Origin of the sequence: Corynebacterium pseudodiphtheriticum DSM 44287 (assembly GCF_000688415.1) — a bacterium.
GTDB classification, from domain to species: Bacteria; Actinomycetota; Actinomycetes; order Mycobacteriales; family Mycobacteriaceae; genus Corynebacterium; species Corynebacterium pseudodiphtheriticum.
On sequence record NZ_JIAH01000001.1, the window covers coordinates 22,676 to 42,773 of the forward strand.

Here is a 20,098-nt window from a genome sequence, read left to right on the forward strand (position 1 = left end):
CAAGCGTGGGAAAATTCGATTGGTTCTGGAACGCCATGGGTGCAAAATCGGCGAAGCACGAGAAGCAATCGCGTAAAATCGTCGGCCAAGCCCAGCAACAGGCCGCGGATTTTGACTCACTGAGCGACGATAAACTACGTGAGCATGCCCGTAGCTCAGTGAATCCCAGTGGTGAGATCACCGATAAGTCCACGTTTTTGGCGGCACTTGCTACGGCAAGTTCTCGCAAGCTGGGGCTACGCCCGTACGACGTGCAATCTCAGGCTGTACTGCGATTGTTGACGGGCGATGTCATCCATATGGCGACCGGCGAAGGTAAAACTTTGGTTGGCGCGATGGCAGCCACTGGTTTTGCGCTCAGCGGAAAACGAGTACATGTGGTCACAGTCAATGATTATCTTGCACGCCGCGATGCCGAATGGATGCGCCCGCTCGTAGAGAGCTTTGGGCTAGAGGTAGCTGCAGTGACCGAGTCCATGGACACGGCGCAGCGTCGACAAGCGTATGCCGCTGATGTGGTCTATGCACCGGTGAAAGAGCTAGGGTTTGATGTACTACGGGACAACCAAATTACTTCTCGTGAACAGGCTGTATTTCAACAAGCTGACGTAGCGTTAGTTGATGAAGCAGATTCTGTACTGGTGGACGAAGCCCTGGTGCCGCTAGTGCTTGCAGGAACCCGAGCCGACCAAGCTACAGACCCACGCGTGACCACCGTGGTAGCCAACCTAAAGCAGGAACGCGACTACACCATCGGCACTGACGGTCGCACGGTGTTCCTTACTGACGATGGTGCGGCGACGGTGGAAAAGGAACTAGGAATCGATTCGCTTTATAGTGATGAACATATCGGAAGTACTTTGGTGCGGGTGAACCTCGCATTGCATGCAAAAGCCTTACTTATCCGTGATATCCATTATTTGGTTCATGATGGCGAGTTGAAACTGATTGATACCGCGAAAGGTCGGGTTGCTGACCTGCAGCGTTGGCCGGACGGATTGCAAGCCGCAGTCGAAGAAAAAGAAGGACTGAAAGTCACAGAAGGCGGCCGAATTCTCGATACGCTGACCATTCAAGAACTTATGCGTCGCTACCCGCAGTTGTGTGGCATGACCGGTACCGCTGTTGAAGCCACAGACCAGTTACGCGAATTTTACGGTTTGTACGTTTCCGAAATTGCTCCGAATAAAGCGCCACAGCGGTTCGACGAAGCAGATCGCGTCTATGCCACGGTGGCTGAGAAAACCCAGGCCTTGTTAGACGAAATTGAATTGCTGCATGCACAGAAACAGCCAGTATTGATTGGCACTCAGGATGTTGCGGAATCAGAAAGCCTGGACGCCGCTCTAACAGAACGTGGAATCAATGCGCAGGTGCTCAACGCGAAAAACGATGCCGAGGAAGCAGCGATTATTGCCGAAGCTGGTATGCCAGGCAGGGTTACTGTATCAACGCAGATGGCTGGCCGCGGTACGGATATCAAATTAGGCGGCACCGATGGAACCCACTATCAAGAAGTCAAAGATGCCGGTGGCTTGGCAGTGCTGGGAACCACGCGCCACCGGAGCTCGCGTTTAGATAATCAATTGCGGGGCCGTGCAGGACGCCAGGGGGATCCGGGGTTGAGTCTGTTTTTCGTCTCTTTGGAAGACGATGTGGTCATTTCCGGAGGTGCAGGTGAATCCGTAGAAGCTCAGCCGGACGGGAACGGCCGGATTGATTCTGGGCGTATCGTAGATTTTATCGCTCATTGCCAGAGGGTTACAGAAGCTCAATTGCTGGAAATCCATAGTCAGACCTGGAAATACAACAAATTGTTGGCAGATCAGCGGGAAATCATCGATGAGCGCAGGAGTAGTTTGCTCGACACGGATAAAGCCTGGACGGAACTCCGTGAGTATGAACCAGAGCGTGCCGCCGAATTGGTTGCCGCGGGTCTTGCCGACGACGTATTGGTGCAAGCAAGCCGCGAGATCATGCTTTACCATCTTGATCTCGCCTGGGCGGATCACCTTGAACATATGGATGATGTTCGTGAATCGATTCACCTGCGCGCGATCGCCAGGGAAACCCCGATCGATGAGTATCACCGGATTGCGGTGCGCGAATTTAAAGAAATCGTGCGTCGTGGTGTAGAGGCAGCTAGAGAAAGTTTCCGTGAGGTAGTTATCGATAATGCGGGTGCACATCTTTCCGAAGGGGGCCTAGCTCGCCCATCTGCGACTTGGACGTATATGGTCTCGGACAATCCGCTCGCTGGCTCGGGAAATTCTGCATTGAGCGGAATCGGCAACCTATTCCGCTAATGAACGCAGGCTTAAGTAGCGCTTCGATCTTCTAGGCAGGTGACTAGCCGAAAAGCCCCGCGGTTTGAATTACGAGTATGGTATTTGGCGGGGTTTTCGTAGTTGAAAAAATGCTAAAGAAAATAACTTTGACTCTCGTCGTAGCCGTTTAAGCGCTATGATGGATTACTAACGGCAATATTTCCGACAATGCGGAGGATAGATAATGAGCGAAAACACCGGTACTCCGGAGCAACAGGCGGAGACAACCTCAGTCTTCCGTGCGGATTTAATTAAGGAAATGGAATCCGGTGCTGGTGCTTCTACCGCAGCCGAAAATACCGAAAACCTCGCCGAAGGCGTAGCGTTGTTGGTGGTCAAGCGGGGGCCAAACGCGGGCGCGCGTTTCTTGTTGGACCAAGAAACCACAACCGCAGGTCGCCACCCAGAGGCGGATATTTTCTTGGATGACGTCACCGTTTCTCGTCGTCATGCAGAATTCCGTTTGAACAATGGGGAATTCGAAGTGGTAGACGTAGGATCGTTGAATGGTACTTATGTCAACCGCGAGCCACGGAATTCACAGGTGCTTTCTGTGGGCGATGAAATCCAAATTGGTAAGTTCCGATTGGTCTTTTTGGCTGACACCAAGAAATAATAGGTAATTGTGAGTCCAGTATCTCAAGCAGCAGCGCAGTCGACGCCTCGGACAGGCAGCGCGTACAAGACCCGTAAGGCAAAGTCCATCGGTGTCGTCTTGGAATCTTTGCGTCCTGAGTTTCCGGATATTACGGTTTCTAAGATCCGATTCCTTGAATCGGAGGGATTAATTTCCCCGCAGCGTACAAAGTCCGGCTACCGTCGTTTCACCGAAGAAGATGTCGCACGGTTGCGCTATATTTTGGTTACCCAGCGAGATCACTATCTTCCGCTGAAAGTCATTCGTGAACAGCTCGAAGCTATGGACTCCGGGCAAGTTACTGCCTTGGTGGGGGCGAATTCTACACAGGGTTTGATGTCTGCGGATACGTTCCGCACCACCGGGCCGAGGAGTTTCACGGATTCAGATGTGGCACACCAAGCAGGCGTGGATGTTGAGTTCGTGACCGAACTTGCTGGAGCTGGTTTGATCCGCCCGGATGCCGCTGGATTTTTTGCCACTGATGACGTAAATATTGTGAGTACAGCGCGGTCGTTGCAGCAGTTGGGCTTTGACACGCGATTGCTGAAATCACTGCGTAATGGTGCGCGTCGACATGCAGATCTGATCACCCAGGTTGCAGGCCCGTTGACGCATGGAAAATCAGATAATGCGCAACAACAAGCGGAAGAATTATCACAACAAATTTCCGCGTTGGTGGTTTCCCTGCACACAAGTTTGCTTAAGAGCACCCTGCGTGAGGAATTCGATGCTTAAAGAACTCAATGCCTAGCCCATTATTTTAGGGTCTTTCACGGAGATCTTTCGTCTGGAACCGGCATCGCACGTCTGCGGTGTCGGTTTCTTTCTGTCATCATGATGAGTCTGTTGTGGCTGATACGACCAATATGAGTATAGTGATGGGGGTCATGTTAACAGTTGAGATTCGCGAGACGGAAGAACCCTAAAGTCTTAATTGAGACTTTAGGGCGTGTCGCGCCGATTCTTCGTAAAAGGGCAATAGGATTGACCTTAAATAATTTAAGGATTCCAAACTTCCATCGGAGTAATTACGTGACTATCAACTCATCCCGTTCCCAGTACACGGACGCACCGTACGTCCAGGAGTCCCTGTTTGACCTCGGGCCAGATGAACAACTTGGCTACCGCGTGCCTATTGCGTGCCAGGTTGCAGGCATCACCTACCGTCAGCTCGATTATTGGGCGCGCACTAACCTAGTGAAGCCGTCGATCCGAAATGCGCGTGGCTCCGGTTCGCAGCGTTTGTACTCCTTCAAAGACGTTCTTGTCTTGAAGATCGTCAAGCGCTTGCTTGATACCGGAATCTCGTTGCAGAATATCCGCTTGGCAGTCGAGTCTTTGCGTGAACGTGGCGTGAACGATATCGCGGAGATTACCCTTGTTTCTGATGGCACAACGGTGTACGAATGTCACAGCAATGAACAGGTCATCGACTTGCTTTCGGGAGGACAAGGCGTCTTTGGTGTAGCGATTCCAGGCATTATGAAAGAACTTAGCGGAACCATTAGTTCGTTCCCAGCGGAGCGTATTGACCCAGCCCTTGCGGACGACTCTAAAGCTGCTTCTGGTATTGACGAGCTGGCTGCGCTGCGTGTGCGCAAATCTCACTCGGCTTAACATCTTGGATTAGTTTTTGCTCGACTCATTTTAGAGTCCAACGACACGCCGCAGCTTCTCTTCGAGTTCTGCGGCGTTTTTTACTGTCTGGATATGACTCGCTACTTCCCGTAGAGCTGGATCTGTTTCACCATCACCAACATGTACAACACTGAGTTCTGCCTTGGCACCCAGTGCCTCCCGGAATTTTGCGGGGAAATCTGGGTAGCCATCCGCCGTACCAGAAGTAATCAACACGATACGGGATGGCTGAGACTCCGATTGCGCGATACCAGAATGATCCCGAACCGCGTGGGCAGCAGCGAGTAGTGCTTCGTTAGTTTGCGGTACTCCACCGGTACCTAAAAGCTGTACAGAACGAGCGGTCTCTGCGCCATCAGAAAAATCGATATTTCGGCGAAAACCCTGGGTAACCCCAGGGTTTAATGGTGACGAATAATTCCATAATGCCACCGAATGTCCGTGAGCACTCAACTCGGGAGCAAGGGTTGCGATTGCATCAGCAGAGGCCTGGAAACGCGACGGTCCTGCGATCCCGGGAAAACCCGAGGACATAGCATCGGAGGTATCCAACAAAAACAGGGTATCCGTTGCAGTCAGGGCATCGGCTGCGTCGTTGGCGTGTTTCGCGTCGTCCTTATTATGGTCCTGGGCTGCGGCATCATCGTTGGACTGATGCTTACTCCCGGTGTTGCCGAAATCCAGTGCGGTACGTGCTAGGTAAGCTTCCCAGACCGGGCTAGCGTCCAATCGCTTAGCATCAGTTTCAGCCTCAACTTGGCCTTCTACTTCCGGATTTGCCTCAAACCCGTGGTATTGCGCCGCCAAATCATCGGCGAAAGCTTGCGCGGCGCGGGCCTGTTCTTCATCAATTTCGTCAGACTGGTTCAACACCACCGCCGCATATTCCACGTATGCGCCCTCCAAGGCACGGAACGAGCCTGCATCTTGAGCGCTTATAGCCTGCACCGCGGCAACCGGACCGTCAGCGTCGGCAAGGCTTTTGTTTTCATCCCGCAAAAGAAGCTCCGCGCCAGATTCTGGGCCGTCGGCAAGAGCGGAAGCAACCACCGCAGATGCTGCTGAGTCGCCAGGATAGGTGACGGCGTTAGCCGGAAGCTTGAGATCGACGTCCGCATCCGTTGCAGCGTGTTTATCGTAAATACCAGCTGCTTGGCCAGCTACTTTCGGGTGTTCACCGCTTGCGGCTGCTGTACGACCAGCAGCCGCAACGGCCTGAGCTAAACGCGGGGAATCTGCGTCGATATAGACAGCGGCTTTCGCGATATCTTCGGCGACGACGGCCTGCACACAATGATCACGCACCACTGGTTTCGTGGCATTCCAGGAGGCCAATAGCGACTGCGTTAAGGTTGCGTCACCGCTGGCAACGGGAAGCTGTATATTTCCTTCGATGCACGATTCACCTTCGGCGCTATCCGCATTGGAACCGGTGTCTTCAGAACCATTTCCCAAGAATAACCATGCAAGCACAGCGATAATTGCCAGCAAGATTGCAATGGTGGAGGCAATGAATCCTCCGGAAAATTGAGTCTTTTGTTCAGGTGTGTAATGACGCCCCATAGCTACCTAGTCTAGCCCGCTGAGCATGGTCCACAATATTTATCAGCCTGTGTCGGAGCGGCTCGGCTCGGGCAGATAGTTGACGTTGACGCGCAACGTATTCGTTTTTCCCCGCTGTGGTCTCAATGGCTACGACGCAAAGGCCCCAATCACGGCAATCGTATGGTGAAGCCTCCATGTCCAACTCGCGGGCGCTAACCGCAAGATCGAAGCACTGGTGTAATAACTCACCTGGGACTAGTGGGCCCAGTTTCCAAGCCCATTTGTATAAGTCCATTGTCACGTGCACACATCCGCCTTGGTCGCAGTCGAGCTGATCTTCGCGATTTAGCACCGTGATATTCAGCGGGCGTGCTGGGGGAGTGAAAAAACGGAAGGCATCATAATGTGTGCAACGGAGATCATGCTTTTCTACGACTTCGTTCGTCCCCTTAGCCCCGAGGCGGAGTGGTAAATCATGGCGTGGGGCTTCAGATCGGTAGACCATTGCCCATTCGTGTAGACCAAAACAGTCAAATCTGGCGGGGCGTTCAGCTGTTCGCGTCAGCAAATCCCCGATATAGCCGATTGCCGAACCACGCCGCTGCCATAGCGATTGCACGTTCAATTCCACACCGCGCTCGGTGTGGTGGTAATCACGCCAGTGCGCATGTGGCGGATCGCCCTGCATAGCCGAACCGACGCCGGGATGCCAGCGTTTCAGATGTGTCGGGCGAACGGGATAATACTCAAACAAGAAATCATAAACCGGATGTTTCATGCCCGGGTTCCGATAGCGGGCCAGACGTTCCTCAGCACGCGCGAGGTGGGCATCGGCTTGGGCTGTCCATTCCTGCTCAGTAAAAATCATGGTGCTAGTAATCCAACGAAAACGGTACTAATTAATGCGAGGTTAATTAATGCGAGCGCTTGCGGGAACGACTGCGCGGCGCAGTAGGATTTCCACCCCATGCGCTAGATTTTCTGCCCCCACGTCCAGCGCGGGAATGCGAGGTTCGTCCTTCTTCACTGTCGGTCTTATGCCGACGATCTTTTCTTTTCGGTGCAGCTTTTTGTTGCGCCTTCTTATTAGCAGTGCCGTTTTTTGCTGATCCTCTTTTTTCTGAGCGCTGGTTCTGAACAGAGCTTGGTTTTTCTTGCAAGGCTCTTCCGGAAGGTTCGCGTGCTCCACTAAGATCCGCAAGCTCCTGCGGTATACCTGGTCCGCGCGCGACGATAGTACGTGCGGTGACCCCTGCCTTTTTGAGCAACGATTTGACGGTTTTTTCTTGGTCTTCCAAAACCAATGTGATCACGGTGCCGCTGGCTCCAGCGCGCGCGGTGCGCCCGGCGCGATGTAGATACGCTTTGTGTTCTGCTGGGGGATCGACGTGAACCACCAAGCTGACATCTGAAATATCGATGCCGCGGGCCGCAATATCCGTGGCGACCAATACAGGCAGGGTTCCGGCGCTAAAACCATCGATTGCCTTTGTGCGAGCGCCTTGCGATTTGTCTCCATGCAAACCTAAAGCGTGCACCCCGACGCGCCGCAGCTTTTTCACTTGCCGGTCAACACCATGCTTGGTGCGCATAAACATAATCGTTTTTCCGTCACGGGCGGCAATTTTTTCTACCAATTCGTTACGGTTTTCGCGCGTACCCACGTGTGCCACAACATGCTCCATCGTGTCTACCGAACTTTGTGCTGGAGCAGTTTCGTGTGTACGTGGGTCATGCAAAAACCTGTCAACAACAGCTTGGACTTGCTTGTCCAGCGTTGCTGAGAATAATAAGTGCTGGCAATCGGAGGGTAATTTATTCCATAGTTTGGTTACCTGCGGTAAAAAGCCCATGTCCGCCATTTGGTCGGCCTCATCGAGGGTGGCGATCTGCACTTGATCTAGTTTGAGTTTTTTCTGATCAAGCAGATCTTGCAAACGTCCCGGGGTGGCAACGAGCAGATCCACCGGTGCGGCGAGGCGACGAATTTGCGGATTGATATTGACGCCACCGACCACGTTGAACACGCGCAATCCTAGGGAAGCAGCAGGCGCTTCCAAACGAGCACTGATTTGCGCGGCTAGTTCGCGGGTTGGTGCGAGGATGAGCGCGCGGGGATGGCCCGGGCGCGAGACGCCGGACGTCGCCAAGCGATGCAGCATGGGCAAACCGAAACTGAAGGTTTTTCCTGATCCTGTGGGGCCTTTGCCGAGGACGTCGCGGCCAGACAGCACGTCAGGGATGGTTAACGCCTGGATCGGAAACGGAGTGGAGATGCCTTCGCGGCGTAGGAAATGCACGATGGGCCGGGCCAGGCCCAAGTCGGCGAAAGATGGTTCTTGTGCAGGTTTAGTTGTCATTATCCTTCAGTCTAGCGCGTCGTGGTAGTTGGTTCGTGATTCATGCGAGAAAGCGTGTGAACTGCACGACTGTGCGAGAACTTACAGTAAATTTTGCTTCCGCGGTGCCTGTGGAGTTGTAGCGTGAAAAGTGAGAGGAATGCCTTCTTGAACATCCATTTATCCACCATCCATTCATCTACATCTACATCTACAACTACAACGTGCAAAGGAAACTTACAGTGGCCGAGCACTTTCTCCCGCGATCGAAGGTCAAAACTCCAGAAGGTGATATTGTTCCTGATGTTGCTACTCCGGAACAATCGCAGAAAAAACGTGATGTGCGATTCGTACTACAGCCGATATGGTTCCTGCTTGCTGTAGCTGCTCTGGTGGGCGTTTTGCTATTGCCGATCGAAAGCCTGGCATGGGAAGGCCAGGTCGCACTGGCGGTTTTGGCTTTCGCCATCGTTTTATGGGTAACAGAGGCAGTATCCTACCCGGTTAGCGCGTTTTTGATTATCAGTTTGATTGCGTTGCTACTGGGTTTGTCGACAGACCCAGAGACTGGCGATATAGTCGGTACATCTTCCGCGTTGGGCACTGGTTTGCAGGGCTTTTCTACCTCTGCGCTGGCGTTGGTAGCTGCTGCTTTGTTGCTTGCCGGTGCGATGCAGGCAACTGGCCTGCATGAACGCTTGGCGCTTTGGGTGATGAAGCTCGCCGGTGATAAAACCTCGAATATTTTGATTGGCGCGATCGTGATCGCGACACTGCTGGCGTTTTTCGTGCCTTCGGCGACCGCCCGCGCGGGTGCCGTGGTTCCGATTCTGCTGGGTATGGTTGCAGCCTTTGGACTATCGACAAATTCGAAGATGGCCTCATTATTGGTTATCACCGCAGTACAAGCAGTCTCGATTTGGAATGTCGGTATCCAAACAGCAGCTGCCCAAAACTTTGTAGCTTTGAACTTCATCCAGGATGAATTCGGTCAGACTATTTCTTGGGGCCAATGGTTTATCTGGGCAGCGCCATGGTCGGTGCTGATGTCCATTGCGCTGTTTTTCATAATGCGCGCGAGCATCAAACCGGAGGCAGACTCGATTTCCGGTGGTCGAGAACTCATTGAGCAAAAACTCGAAGAGCTCGGCCCGATGTCCGGCCGCGAAAAACGATTGGTGACTGTCGCCGTACTGCTGCTATTCGTGTGGGCGACTGGCGATATCCTGCACCCGGTTTCTGCACCAGTGGCGACCGTCATTGCAGTGAGCTACATGCTGCTTCCGAAAGTCGGCGTCTTCGACTGGAAAACAGCGCAAGATTTGGTGTCCTGGGGTACGCTGATCGTCTTTGCCGTCGGTATCTCGCTGGGCACATTCCTGCTCGATACGGGTGCAGCTAGCTGGTTATCCGAGCAAACTTTTGGTGCTATGGGCTTGGACTCGATGCCATTGTTGGCCACCATTGCGTTAGTGTCGCTGTTTAACATCCTCATCCACCTCGGATTTGCCTCTGCCACGTCGCTGGCATCCGCACTGATTCCAGTCTTTATCGCCTTGTCGACGACGATTGCTGCTGGTGATGCCAGCATCGGATTTGTCGTCATCCAGCAGTTCGTCATCTGTTTCGGCTTCTTGTTGCCGGTTTCTGCGCCGCAAAACATGCTGGCTTATGGCACGGGCGCATTTACCCGGGGCGAGTTCCTGAAAACAGGAATCCCGCTTACCATCGTCGCTTACCTACTGGTATTGCTATTTTCGGCCACCTATTGGGACTGGATGGGCCTTATTTAGTCCGTCTTAGCAGGGGTGGGCGTTTTAACGCTTCTGCTCCTGCGATTTATCTCCGGTCCAGTCCAGATGGAATACACCATCACTATCAACCCGGCGATAGGTGTGGGCACCGAAATAATCGCGCTGTGCCTGTACCAACGCGGCGGGCAGTCGCTTGGAGCACAGCGAATCATAGTAGGAGAGCGAGGAGCTGAATACCGGAGCAGCAAGACCCAAGCGGATCGCAGAGGCTGCAACAGTGCGCCAGGAATCGATCAAACCGTCGAGCTCCCCGGTGAAATAGGAATCAAGTAACAACGATGGTAGCTCTGGAAGCTTCTCGTAGGCATTGTCAATGCGGTCCAGAAATGCTGCTTGGATGATACAACCACCACGCCATACAGCTGCGAGATCACGGGGATTAATGTTCCAGTTGTATTCTGCTGAACCAGCGGCAATCAGATCGAAGCCTTGTGCGTAAGCCACCAGTTTGGAGGCGTACAACGCCCGGCGCACATGCTCAATGAACTCCTCAACGCTGATTCCCAGTGCAGCGAAATCTGCGAGGTTGCCGGTAGGGAAGTGGTCCAGGGCGGCAGCGCGAAGCTCTGTGGACGAAGACAGGGCGCGAGCAAAAACTGCTTCCCCAATCGCGGTCGCCGGAATACCCAGGTCCAAAGCTTCCTTCGCGGTCCAGCGCCCGGTGCCTTTTTGTCCAGCAGCATCGTGGATGACATCGATCATCGGTGCGCCGGTGTCTGGGTCACTGGTTTCTAAAATATCTGCGGTGATACCGATTAAATAAGAGGCTAGGTCTCCGTCGTTCCATTCCCGGAAAATCTTGGCAATGCGGCTAGGCTCCAAGCCGGCGCCGTGGCGCAACAAATGATAAGCCTCTCCAATGAGCTGCATATCAGCGTATTCGATGCCGTTGTGCACCATCTTCACAAAATGTCCGGCCCCATTGGCACCGATATAGCGTACACACGGGGCGCCATCGACTTTGGCCGCGATCGATTCCAAAAGCGGTCGGATGGACTCCCAAGATTCTTGTGGTCCGCCGGGCATAATTGAGGGGCCAGTGAGTGCGCCTTCTTCTCCGCCTGAAATACCTGCACCAACGAAATGGCGTCCGGTGAGTGCCACTGCGCGCTCGCGCCGCACGGTGTCGGTATACAGTGAGTTGCCTCCGTCGATAATGATATCGCCTTCGTCGAAGGCTTCTACTAGGTCATCGATAGCGGCATCAGTAGCAGTTCCGGCGGGTACCATCAGTAGCGCGCGGCGTGGCTTAGATAAGTTAACCGCCAGCTCCTGCAAGTCGTTGCAACCGACAAATTCTCCTTCTCCGCCATGCTCCGCAATGAGTTTGCTGACGTTTTCCGCGCGCCGATCGTAAAGCGCGACGCGGTAACCATTGCGTGCAAAGTTACGGGCCAAGCTCGAACCCATGACTCCGACCCCGACGATTGCGATATCTGCCAATTGCTGCGAAGACTGCTGGTTATTCATGACTGATCAGTCTACCTTCTACCGCAGTAGGCCTGAGAGCGAGGAATAGCTGGAATGCTTGGAATGTGTTGGGGCTAACAAATAGATGGTTTGAATTCCGATAGAGTTGACACATGGGTTATTTGGAAGCAGTGATGGCAGCGGGAACCAGACAATTACAGCAGGCTGAGCTGGAAGAGCTAAACCGATCCGAGTTAGGCCTTGACAGCCTCCTCGGGTTGGTTTATTCATACGCTGCCCCTACTGAAGTTCGCGCTTATCTTGAGGTCAATTCGAGGCACCTGCAGTATGCGGGCAGCGTCAACGGGGGCGTGTTTTGCGCGATTGCGGAATCAGTTGCCTCGGTGGCTTCTATGATTAGTGCACAACGCCCCTGTGTTGGGGTCAATAACAGCACGGACTTCATCCGTGGAGTAAGTGAAGGACGTATTGAAGCTATTGCGAAGCCCATACAAAACGGAAAACGCACGCAATTGTGGAACGTAGAGATGTACAACCACGAAAAATTAGTGGCCCGCACCACTTTGCGCACAATGGTGGTGGGGCCGCCTATTGCTGAGCTTCGTGCACGAGCAGATCAGCAGTAAAGGTGCGTGTCAGCCACGCACCTGAAGTCACTGCTGCATACGTGATGCCTGGGCAAAAAACTCACGTTCGTGCGCCGATGCCATCAAATAAGCACGGGTTGCGCGCTCACGGGTTGATTCGCTGGCATTTTCGAAAGCCGTTTCCACAATCCTGATTGCTTTCCGCGTATCTTCTGCAAAGTTTGGATCACCATAGGTTTCCAACCACGAGTGGTACGGGTGCTCGTCGTGATTATGTTTAGTCAGCGCTTCGCCGATCTCGGCATACAGCCAAAAGCAGGGCAAGACTGCAGCTACCCCGACGGCGTAGTCATCGGTGAAGGTGCGTGCAACCAAGAAATCAGTGTATGCGGCAGTAACCGGTGAGGGATCGACTTTTGGCACATTGAAAGAGCGGTGTAGTTCCGCTTCCACAGTCAGGCACTCCTGTGCAGCTTTGGCCCACCAGATTTGTTCTTCTGGCGTTGGGGCAATCGTCGATAAGCGCGCCAATGCACGGGAATAAAGCTCCAAGTACAAAGCATCTTGGGCCAAGTAAAACATGAATTCTTTTTTGGAGAGCTCGCCGCTGGTCAGCGAGGTAATGAATGACAGTTCTGTGATTTCACGCCAGAGAGTGCCGGTCTTTTCCCACAATTGGGTAGTGTGTGGGCCTTGCGCTGCGATTGCTGGGGCCGGTGCTTTGTCATGGACTGGGAAAGTCCATGGGGTAGTGTCCGCGTTGGTCGCCCAGCGACGCAGCTGATGGAAGTGATCTACGGGGCCGTTTCCCTTGCCGACGGCAAGCTCGTCTGCATGGGCAATTGCTTCGTGCAGCCAGTGGGTTGCCCAGTCGAGTGCGTCGTTGAGTTCTGCCCCACCACCTAAGCGAGTAGCCAGGGCAGATGATAACGAACAGCCAGTTCCGTGAGTGTTTTTTGTATCTACTCGAGCAGAAGGTACCCGGTGAACAGCACCATCAGCGCTTACTGCTGCATTGTCAGCGATCGTGCCGTCGAGATGGCCACCTTTTACGATCACAGTGACGTCATGTTTTTCCGCAAAACGCTGGGCTTGTGCCACCGCGGCATCGAAATCTGCAGCCTCATCGTCTTCGACTAAAACAGCGAGTTCCTTCAGGTTCGGAGTAATGACATCAACGTGTGTGCACAGCTCGCGGATTTTTGCTTCAGCCTCTGGCTGCAACAGCCGGTCGCCGGAGCTAGCAACCATCACCGGGTCAAGCACTAGAGTAGTTTTGTTTCGGCCGCGCAACCATTCAGAAACGGTATCGACGGTGTCGCTATCACCAAGCATGCCGATCTTGATGGCATCGATTTCGACGTCGTCAGAAACGCTAGTGAGTTGTTCGCGCAGAAATTCCTGTGGCGGGGTATGGATACTGCGTACACCCTGTGTGTTTTGCGCTACCAGGGCGGTGACTACGGACATGCCGAAACCGCCGGCAGCAGCAATAGATTTCAAATCAGCCTGAACGCCAGCACCGCCTGTGGGATCAGTGCCAGCAATGGATAAGATACGAGCATTCGTCTTCATGCTCACCAGGCTAGCGAAAATACTGGGAATTGTTAGCCCTGCACAGTGATTGTGACCGGAATATTGTTCAAGAATGCGCTCAACAATCTGCGCAGCAGTGTCTCAGGAATGTTCCTAGCATGATGTTCAGAGCATTTAGTACCCGCATAGCCTCCGGCTGTGCTATACGGGCGTTGGGTTTTGCCTTGTGGCGTTATTCGGTTGCGGAATTTTAGCCGATGCGCTTGGTGTCTTTAACTTCGACCGGTTGGTCTTTCTCATCAGTACTAAGTTCGCCCAGCTTCAGTAGAGCGTTTCGGCCGTGACGCTGTTGCTCGGTGATCTCCAGGTTGCCCCGGTTGCGGGAAAGTACATTGCTGGTCCAGTTCAAGACGGTAAACAGGCGGTTACGCACACCGGTGAGGAACTGGGCGTGCACAACGAGCCACATTAGCCAGCCGACAAAGCCAGTGATCTCGCTGTTTTCCATTTTCACCACAGCATTACCGCGGTTGATGATCGCCATCGAGCCCTTATCGAAGTATTCGAAAGCTTCCTTCGGATCCTGCTCGGAATTATCGCTGGTCTTGGCGTCGATGAGCTTGGCTACGTGCTTACCCGTTTGGATGGCAACCTGAGCCACACCAGGCAGACGATTCAGTGACATCATGTCACCGATGAGATAGACGTTGTCGTGATCGCCAACGGTGAGGTCTTCGTTGACCGATACGCGGCCACCACGATCGAACTCGACATTAGCTTGTTCCGCAACCATTTTGCCCAACGGGGAAGCTTCCACACCAGCGGACCAGACCTTGGTTGGGGACTCGATGGTGTGCACGGAATCGTCGGCCATGTTCTTGTATACGACCTTGTCGTCATCAACTTCAGTGACCATGGCATTCAGACGTACTTCGATGCCTTGCTTCTCCAAGGTGCGCTGTGCCTTCTTGCCCAGTTTCTTACCGAACGGTGGAAGCACCTGAGGTGCGCCGTCGAGAAGGATGATCTTCGCTGATTCCGGCGAAATATTCTTGAAGGCACCTTTGAGGCCACGCTTTGCCAGTTCAGCCAGCTGACCAGCCAGTTCTACGCCGGTTGGTCCTGCACCAATGATTACGAAAGTCAGCAAACGCGCGCGCTCTTCGGGGTCATCGGTCAATTCTGCGCGTTCGAATGCTCCCAAAAGGCGTGAGCGGATCTCCAGAGCGTCGTCGATGCTCTTCATGCCTGGTGCGTACTGTGCAAAGTGGTTGTTACCGAAGTATCCCTGCTTGGAACCAGCGGCGATAACCAGGGAGTCATAAGCGAAATCTTTCTTGATGTCACCCTGGGATGCGCTCACGATCTGTTTTGCAATATCGATTGCAGTCACCTCACCGCGCACAACATCAACATTGTTTTGCTTACGCAACAGTTGGCGAGTTGACGGGGCGATCTCACCCGCGGAGACGAGGCCGGTGGCAACTTGGTAGAGCATCGGCTGGAACAAGTGGCTGTTGGTGCGGTCGATCAAGGTGATATCGACGTCAGCGTTGGCCAAACCTTGGACCGTGTTCAGGCCACCGAAGCCGGATCCAATGACGACGACATGGTGACGATCACCTGCGGGGCGGTGTGCTTGAGACATAGATACCTCTTCGTAGAAAATATGCGGTGTATTTGATTAAGTACACAGTTAAATATACGCCTACACACTCTAGTGGCCAGAAACACTTTGCTAAAATCATTGGGGCTGAACAGTTCCGCCTACCGTCCCGAATCGTTGGCAAGGAGTAAGTGTGCACGAGCAACATTGGGCTCATCTTGCAGCGATCGATGCACAGGCGTGGCCGTCAATCGCCTCTGTGCCTGGTGGGGCCTTACTGTCGCTACGCGCACGTGTTGCGGAAGCGCACCTTGCTCGTGCCTGCCGGATCGCCGGCCTTGAGCTCGATCCAGATGCTTCACCGGATTTAATTATTGACCACGAGCTTTTGTTTCATCGTATCGCGCACGCTGGTTGGTTGGGCTTTGCAGAATCCTATATGGCAGGAGAGTGGCGGACCCCAGACTCAGCCGCCTTGGTTCGGGTGCTCACTCGTCTGCTCGCCACTGGCTATGCCCCACGTGCAAAGCAAAAAATCCCGGTTACGTTGTTTGACGGCGGGCAAATTCCGGCGGAGCTAGTTCGGTTATATTCCGATGAAAAGAGTAGTGGTTTCGCCGGAATCTTTTCGACGGGCGTGGCGACGACGGTCCGGGAGTCCGTACCTAGTTATGTTCCTTCCCAGCACCGCGGGAGTGAGTCAAAGCAGCACTTTGTGGATGTTACAGAGATTTCCGAGCCGCAGAATGTGGAACGCGATGACTTCCAGGACGCCCAGGCACGCGCCGCACGGTTTTTGCTTGACGATCTTGGCGTGACTGCCTCCAGCCACGTGCTGGAGTTTCCTGCTAATGGATCCGTCACGGCGGAAGTTGCTGGCCGACGTAAAGCAGTCGTCGATGCCCTCAGCAATGACGCAGAACACCTGGCGGCAGTGCGCGAAGATTTGGTTCTTGCCGGGGTAGAAGACTTTGTGCACACACAACATATCGCGCATCCCTTACCGACGCCGAGTGACTGGCAAGGGCGTTATGACGCTATTGTGTCCATGGAAGCATTCGAATTCTTGGCACCTGCAGATCGGGTATATTTCTTGCGGCATGCGGGCAGGCTACTGGCTCCTGGCGGAAAGCTGGGGATACAAACCTTGGTGGCGACTGATGGTATGACCGCATCTGCACGCAATGCCTTATTGGCCTTGCGGGCCTATATTTGGCCAGGTTTGGATTATTTCGATATCAATGGTCATCACAAACTCTTCGATCAAAAGTCTGGTTTGCGCATCATTAAGCAAAGCCATTTTGGCTCACACTACCGGAAGTCATTGCAGCTGCAGCGCAGCTTTTTTGAAGGGCATTTGCGTGAAGCGGCGGCAAGTGGATTCGATGCCGTATACCGGCGGTTGTGGATATTCCAGTTAGCTCTGCGTGAAACATTGCTGGACTTGGGCATGCTTGACGCTGTGCAGTTAACCGCAACCCACCGGCATCGCCGAGGCCGACGCTAAATATTTGGCGTCGGCCACTGGTTTCGGTTGGCATTAGTGCAGCGGTAATTCACTCCACGGTGATTGCTTTGACGCTAATGCTCCAGCGGTGGAAGCCATCATGCGTTGTTGTAGACCGTCCACCTGGCCACTTTCACATAAACGGCCAACTAAGAAACCATTGCCATAATCACGCCAGTTGGTGTGATGCGCCTTCGCTAGTTTTGCACCTTCTGCGGCGAATGCATTGGCTTCGTCCTCTGTGAATAATTCGGTGGCATAGCCCATAGCTGCTAGACGTACCCCCTGTGCAATTCGCCAGCCTGCTAGCGAGGTGGGTAGATTTTTCGGCAGGAAAAGGTCGATGTCTTCGAGTGATAATAAGACGGCCAACTGTCCAGCGGCTGCGCTAATCTCCTTGTCGGCGCTCTGCGGGTCTGCGGCGTGGGCATATTCGTCTCGCAGGGCAGTGGTAATTTTTTCTAATCCATGTGCTTGTCGTTTGTCGAGTTCCCAGCCTCGGATTTCTTGCAACACAGTACGCACTGCCCGGTAAGCCTCATGATCTGGATCATTGAGATATTTGCCAATAGCAGCGCGCAAGCTCGGGGCATCCGAGACTTGGTGCTGGTTTTCTAAGTGCTTCCAAATCTCCTGTACGCGTTGCTCATCGTAGCTAGCCGGGGCATCCAGGGGAATCTTGCTGCCAAGCAAATACGGTGCTTGTAACGACCAGCCCAGGCGCAAATCGTCGGCAAGCTTACCCATAACTGCGACAGGAAGCTGTTGCGCATTAGCTTGCATTGACGAGAAGATCTCTTCATAGCTGTTGGATTTAATCGGTGGGAAAGACTCAGTGTGCAAGGGGAGTTCCACCCATGGCGAACCCGGGTCGGTAAGCAGCGCAGCTGCATTATGGAAAATGAAGCGGAAGTACTCACCAATTTTGCTGGCCATCATGGCTTCGCCATAAACGAGGGCAGCGACGTATTCTTCCCAGGTGTCGTAAGCGCGCGCGATACCGAGTACGCATTTCACGATGATTGGCCGAACCTCATCGGGTTTAATTAAGCCGGCACCTGCGCCCAAGTTGAGCTGGCGCACCGCAGCAGCGAAATAGAACCCGGCTAAGGTGTGAGGTAGTTGCTGCGGAATTAAGAGTTCGGCCTCGGGGTTAAGCAGGGGTTTTAATAGGCGCTGCGCCTCGGTTTCCAAAGTGGCGAAGGGAACTTCGGGAAGTGCACCGGATAATTCGTTAACGAGCACACTGCTTTGCCCGGAACGCTGGTTTAAAGGCAAATCGCGGATCTGTTGCAAAGTGCTTCGAGCCACTTCATAAGCACGGTCGTGGGTGCGCTGAGAGGCTTGTTGCGCTGATTTCAGCAGATCTTCACGGCTATTAATATTCCAGGCCTTCGATAAAAATTGTGCGAGCTGCGGGTTTGCGGTCGCCTTGATGATGTTGCCTTCTTCGTCACGCTCAATTTTCGGCATGGCTGGCAAAGGTCCATCCGGAGCGATGTTGGGACGCAAGAAATATGGAGCGACGACTGACCAGCCGCGGCGTAGCATTTCATCCTGTAAACCAGATTTCTTGAGTTCGAAATCAAAGCCACGAGCTTGGGCTTTAGAGAGGTAATCCTCGTAACTGGAGGCCTCGGACAGGGCAAGTGCGTCAATCTTTCGTTCAGCCATGTTTGTCATCATACCCGTGGTAGCCGAACCACCAATGATGCCGAAGACTGCCGAAAATAGTCGAGAGTGAAGGAGAGCATCGATCGCTAAAGTGACATAATGTCAATTATCGGACAATTGTAGAAGCGGGCTTTACCCACGGGTTGCGAGCCGAACTATTGCGGACCGCAACCAAATCGTCCGCTGTCTAGTGGGACGTTTATTTATTTGCCCGTTTTTGCGAAACTCAATCGAATATCCACCGTGCCTGTTTCCGCAATCTTCGCAGCGATCAAATCTGGTGAATGCACGCCAAAGTCTTCGCGGTTGATCTCTACCGTGCCAGAAACGACGAGCAGCTCGCCATCGCGCAGAGCTTGGAATCGTGCCTCAACAGGTTCGGAGTGATCTTTGATTGTTAGTTTGCCGGCGACATCGATCTCTCCCGCAGTGCCATCTTCTGGTAGCTGTGAGACGTCTACTGGTTCAGTAAGAATAAATGTGGATATCGGAAACTTGCTGGTCTCAAAGAGCTTGTCTTTCATGTTGACATCGCGGACATCACGATCCGTGGTCAGCTGATTCATGTCTACCTCAACGGTTGCAGAAGTTAATGTGTCATCACTAATTTGTGCCGCTCCCGTGACATAACCTGTAGAGCCGGAAGTTACGCGTTCGTCACCAGGCAAAATCTCCGAAAAAGTAAAGCCTACCGAGGTGATATTTGGATTCTTTCCTTCGACGATTTCCCAAGCGCCATCCACTGGAACCGAGGCTGCTGCCGCGCCTGAATCATTCAAGGCTTCAGTCTTGACGCCTGGCCCAGTGATGAGCCGGTATAACAAAGGAACGATGCTAAGCAGTGCCAAAAGAACAATGAGTACGACGAAAACCGCGATGACAGATTTACGGCGTTTCATGGGGGATTTTTTCATCATTACCTCAACTTCTCTATGGAGCGCGCCAAATCAATTAATTCCGTGCACAACTGCCCCAGCTCCTCCGCTGAAGCTTCTTCGGCTGCTGCCCATGCAATGTCCTCGGCTGCGCAGCGCAACTGGAATAATGAATCATGCAGCATATCGGCTTTAGCTTTGCTCAATATTACGGCATCGGGAGAAATTTCCGTTCCTGATAAATTTTGGCGTTGCTCATAAGCTCGTTGCTTGCACGACGTACTGCAGTACTTGCGTGGGCGCCCACGTCCTTGGGTTGCGACTGCTGTACCACACCATTGGCACGGTTTGGGGCGGTTTTGTTGGTAGGCAGACACTCTAGTGACTTTAGTCTATTGACGAAAAGTCGTGAAATGTTCTTAGCGTGGGTCTAAGAACGCGAGGAAGCAGATGGCGAAGCCCAAATCGAGAATCCTTATAGGATGATCGGGAACAAAACAGTGGGTTCGTGCGTTATAGTGGTAGATCGTTATCCCCGATGAATTTTTGGTGCTTAATTAGCGCCATGAATGTTATCGA

The 20,098-nt window shown here is 53.2% G+C and carries 16 protein-coding genes; 7 read left to right on the forward strand and 9 right to left on the reverse strand.

Annotated elements, in window-relative coordinates; translation table 11 throughout:
- Positions 1–5: 5 nt before the first annotated feature.
- From secA2 to O146_RS0100130, 4 genes are all read left to right on the forward strand, one after another.
- Entirely contained in the window at positions 6–2,306 is a 2,301-nt protein-coding gene (gene secA2 / locus O146_RS0100115) for an accessory Sec system translocase SecA2 (RefSeq protein WP_027017339.1), read from the forward strand.
- A 205-nt stretch (positions 2,307–2,511) separates the two neighbouring features.
- Positions 2,512–2,943 (forward strand): oxoglutarate dehydrogenase inhibitor Odhl, encoded by a 432-nt coding sequence (odhI, locus tag O146_RS0100120; protein WP_021353878.1) that lies wholly within the window; start codon positions 2,512–2,514, stop codon positions 2,941–2,943.
- A gap of 9 nt (positions 2,944–2,952) precedes the next feature.
- Positions 2,953–3,702 carry a transcriptional regulator FtsR gene (ftsR, locus tag O146_RS0100125; RefSeq protein ID WP_023019507.1) on the forward strand — a complete coding sequence of 250 codons (750 nt, stop codon included), beginning with the start codon at positions 2,953–2,955 and terminating at the stop codon, positions 3,700–3,702.
- A gap of 297 nt (positions 3,703–3,999) precedes the next feature.
- Positions 4,000–4,584: a MerR family transcriptional regulator gene (locus tag O146_RS0100130; RefSeq protein WP_021353880.1), complete on the forward strand. Its 585-nt coding sequence runs from the start codon at positions 4,000–4,002 to the stop codon at positions 4,582–4,584.
- A gap of 30 nt (positions 4,585–4,614) precedes the next feature.
- On the opposite strand, the gene O146_RS0100135 is transcribed toward O146_RS0100130, so the two are convergent.
- The 3 genes from O146_RS0100135 to O146_RS10485 are packed head-to-tail and all read right to left on the reverse strand — an operon-like array spanning position 4,615 to position 8,510.
- Complete coding sequence (locus O146_RS0100135; RefSeq protein WP_027017341.1) at positions 4,615–6,168, reverse strand: vWA domain-containing protein; 1,554 nt, start codon at positions 6,166–6,168, stop codon at positions 4,615–4,617.
- Positions 6,146–7,018, reverse strand: a complete 873-nt coding sequence (locus tag O146_RS0100140) for a hypothetical protein (RefSeq protein WP_027017342.1) — start codon at positions 7,016–7,018, stop codon at positions 6,146–6,148. Before O146_RS0100140 ends, O146_RS0100135 begins: the two co-directional genes overlap by 23 nt.
- 46 nt (positions 7,019–7,064) lie before the next feature.
- Positions 7,065–8,510 (reverse strand): DEAD/DEAH box helicase, encoded by a 1,446-nt coding sequence (locus tag O146_RS10485; RefSeq protein WP_051619152.1) that lies wholly within the window; start codon positions 8,508–8,510, stop codon positions 7,065–7,067.
- 221 nt (positions 8,511–8,731) lie between these two features.
- Between O146_RS10485 and O146_RS0100150 the strand changes: the two genes are divergently transcribed.
- Positions 8,732–10,282, forward strand: a complete 1,551-nt coding sequence (locus O146_RS0100150) for an SLC13 family permease (RefSeq protein ID WP_081820520.1) — start codon at positions 8,732–8,734, stop codon at positions 10,280–10,282.
- 24 nt (positions 10,283–10,306) lie between these two features.
- Here O146_RS0100150 and gndA read toward each other — a convergent pair whose 3' ends face one another.
- Positions 10,307–11,773 (reverse strand): NADP-dependent phosphogluconate dehydrogenase, encoded by a 1,467-nt coding sequence (gene gndA / locus O146_RS0100155; protein WP_027017344.1) that lies wholly within the window; start codon positions 11,771–11,773, stop codon positions 10,307–10,309.
- A gap of 113 nt (positions 11,774–11,886) precedes the next feature.
- Here gndA and O146_RS0100160 point away from each other — a divergent pair, with 113 nt between their 5' ends.
- Positions 11,887–12,360, forward strand: a complete 474-nt coding sequence (locus O146_RS0100160) for a PaaI family thioesterase (RefSeq protein ID WP_021353886.1) — start codon at positions 11,887–11,889, stop codon at positions 12,358–12,360.
- Between the two features lie 27 nt (positions 12,361–12,387).
- On the opposite strand, the gene O146_RS0100165 is transcribed toward O146_RS0100160, so the two are convergent.
- On the reverse strand, positions 12,388–13,926 hold the full coding sequence (locus tag O146_RS0100165) for a bifunctional hydroxymethylpyrimidine kinase/phosphomethylpyrimidine kinase (protein WP_425265826.1): 1,539 nt from the start codon (positions 13,924–13,926) through the stop codon (positions 12,388–12,390).
- Between the two features lie 181 nt (positions 13,927–14,107).
- Positions 14,108–15,505 carry an NAD(P)/FAD-dependent oxidoreductase gene (locus O146_RS0100170; protein WP_027017346.1) on the reverse strand — a complete coding sequence of 466 codons (1,398 nt, stop codon included), beginning with the start codon at positions 15,503–15,505 and terminating at the stop codon, positions 14,108–14,110.
- A gap of 151 nt (positions 15,506–15,656) precedes the next feature.
- Here O146_RS0100170 and O146_RS0100175 point away from each other — a divergent pair, with 151 nt between their 5' ends.
- Positions 15,657–16,970, forward strand: a complete 1,314-nt coding sequence (locus O146_RS0100175) for a class I SAM-dependent methyltransferase (RefSeq protein ID WP_023019498.1) — start codon at positions 15,657–15,659, stop codon at positions 16,968–16,970.
- A gap of 33 nt (positions 16,971–17,003) precedes the next feature.
- Here the strand turns inward: O146_RS0100175 and O146_RS0100180 are convergent, their stop codons facing one another.
- From O146_RS0100180 to O146_RS12780, 3 genes are all read right to left on the reverse strand, one after another.
- Entirely contained in the window at positions 17,004–18,644 is a 1,641-nt protein-coding gene (locus O146_RS0100180; RefSeq protein ID WP_027017347.1) for a DUF1266 domain-containing protein, read from the reverse strand.
- A gap of 203 nt (positions 18,645–18,847) precedes the next feature.
- Complete coding sequence (locus O146_RS0100185) at positions 18,848–19,543, reverse strand: YceI family protein (protein ID WP_231892350.1); 696 nt, start codon at positions 19,541–19,543, stop codon at positions 18,848–18,850.
- A 17-nt stretch (positions 19,544–19,560) separates the two neighbouring features.
- Positions 19,561–19,896, reverse strand: a complete 336-nt coding sequence (locus O146_RS12780) for a hypothetical protein (RefSeq protein WP_027017348.1) — start codon at positions 19,894–19,896, stop codon at positions 19,561–19,563.
- Positions 19,897–20,098 lie beyond the last annotated feature (202 nt).

Bases quoted from the DNA above. Each gene is read 5' to 3' on its own strand.
- odhI (WP_021353878.1), top strand. From the start codon at position 2,512: ATGAGCGAAAACACCGGTACTCCGGAGCAACAGGCGGAGACAACCTCA.
- O146_RS0100135 (WP_027017341.1), bottom strand. From the start codon at position 6,168: ATGGGGCGTCATTACACACCTGAACAAAAGACTCAATTTTCCGGAGGA.
- O146_RS0100140 (WP_027017342.1), bottom strand. From the start codon at position 7,018: ATGATTTTTACTGAGCAGGAATGGACAGCCCAAGCCGATGCCCACCTC.
- O146_RS10485 (WP_051619152.1), bottom strand. From the start codon at position 8,510: ATGACAACTAAACCTGCACAAGAACCATCTTTCGCCGACTTGGGCCTG.
- gndA (WP_027017344.1), bottom strand. From the start codon at position 11,773: ATGAATAACCAGCAGTCTTCGCAGCAATTGGCAGATATCGCAATCGTC.
- O146_RS0100160 (WP_021353886.1), top strand. From the start codon at position 11,887: ATGGGTTATTTGGAAGCAGTGATGGCAGCGGGAACCAGACAATTACAG.
- O146_RS0100170 (WP_027017346.1), bottom strand. From the start codon at position 15,505: ATGTCTCAAGCACACCGCCCCGCAGGTGATCGTCACCATGTCGTCGTC.
- O146_RS0100180 (WP_027017347.1), bottom strand. From the start codon at position 18,644: ATGGCTGAACGAAAGATTGACGCACTTGCCCTGTCCGAGGCCTCCAGT.
- O146_RS0100185 (WP_231892350.1), bottom strand. From the start codon at position 19,543: ATGAAACGCCGTAAATCTGTCATCGCGGTTTTCGTCGTACTCATTGTT.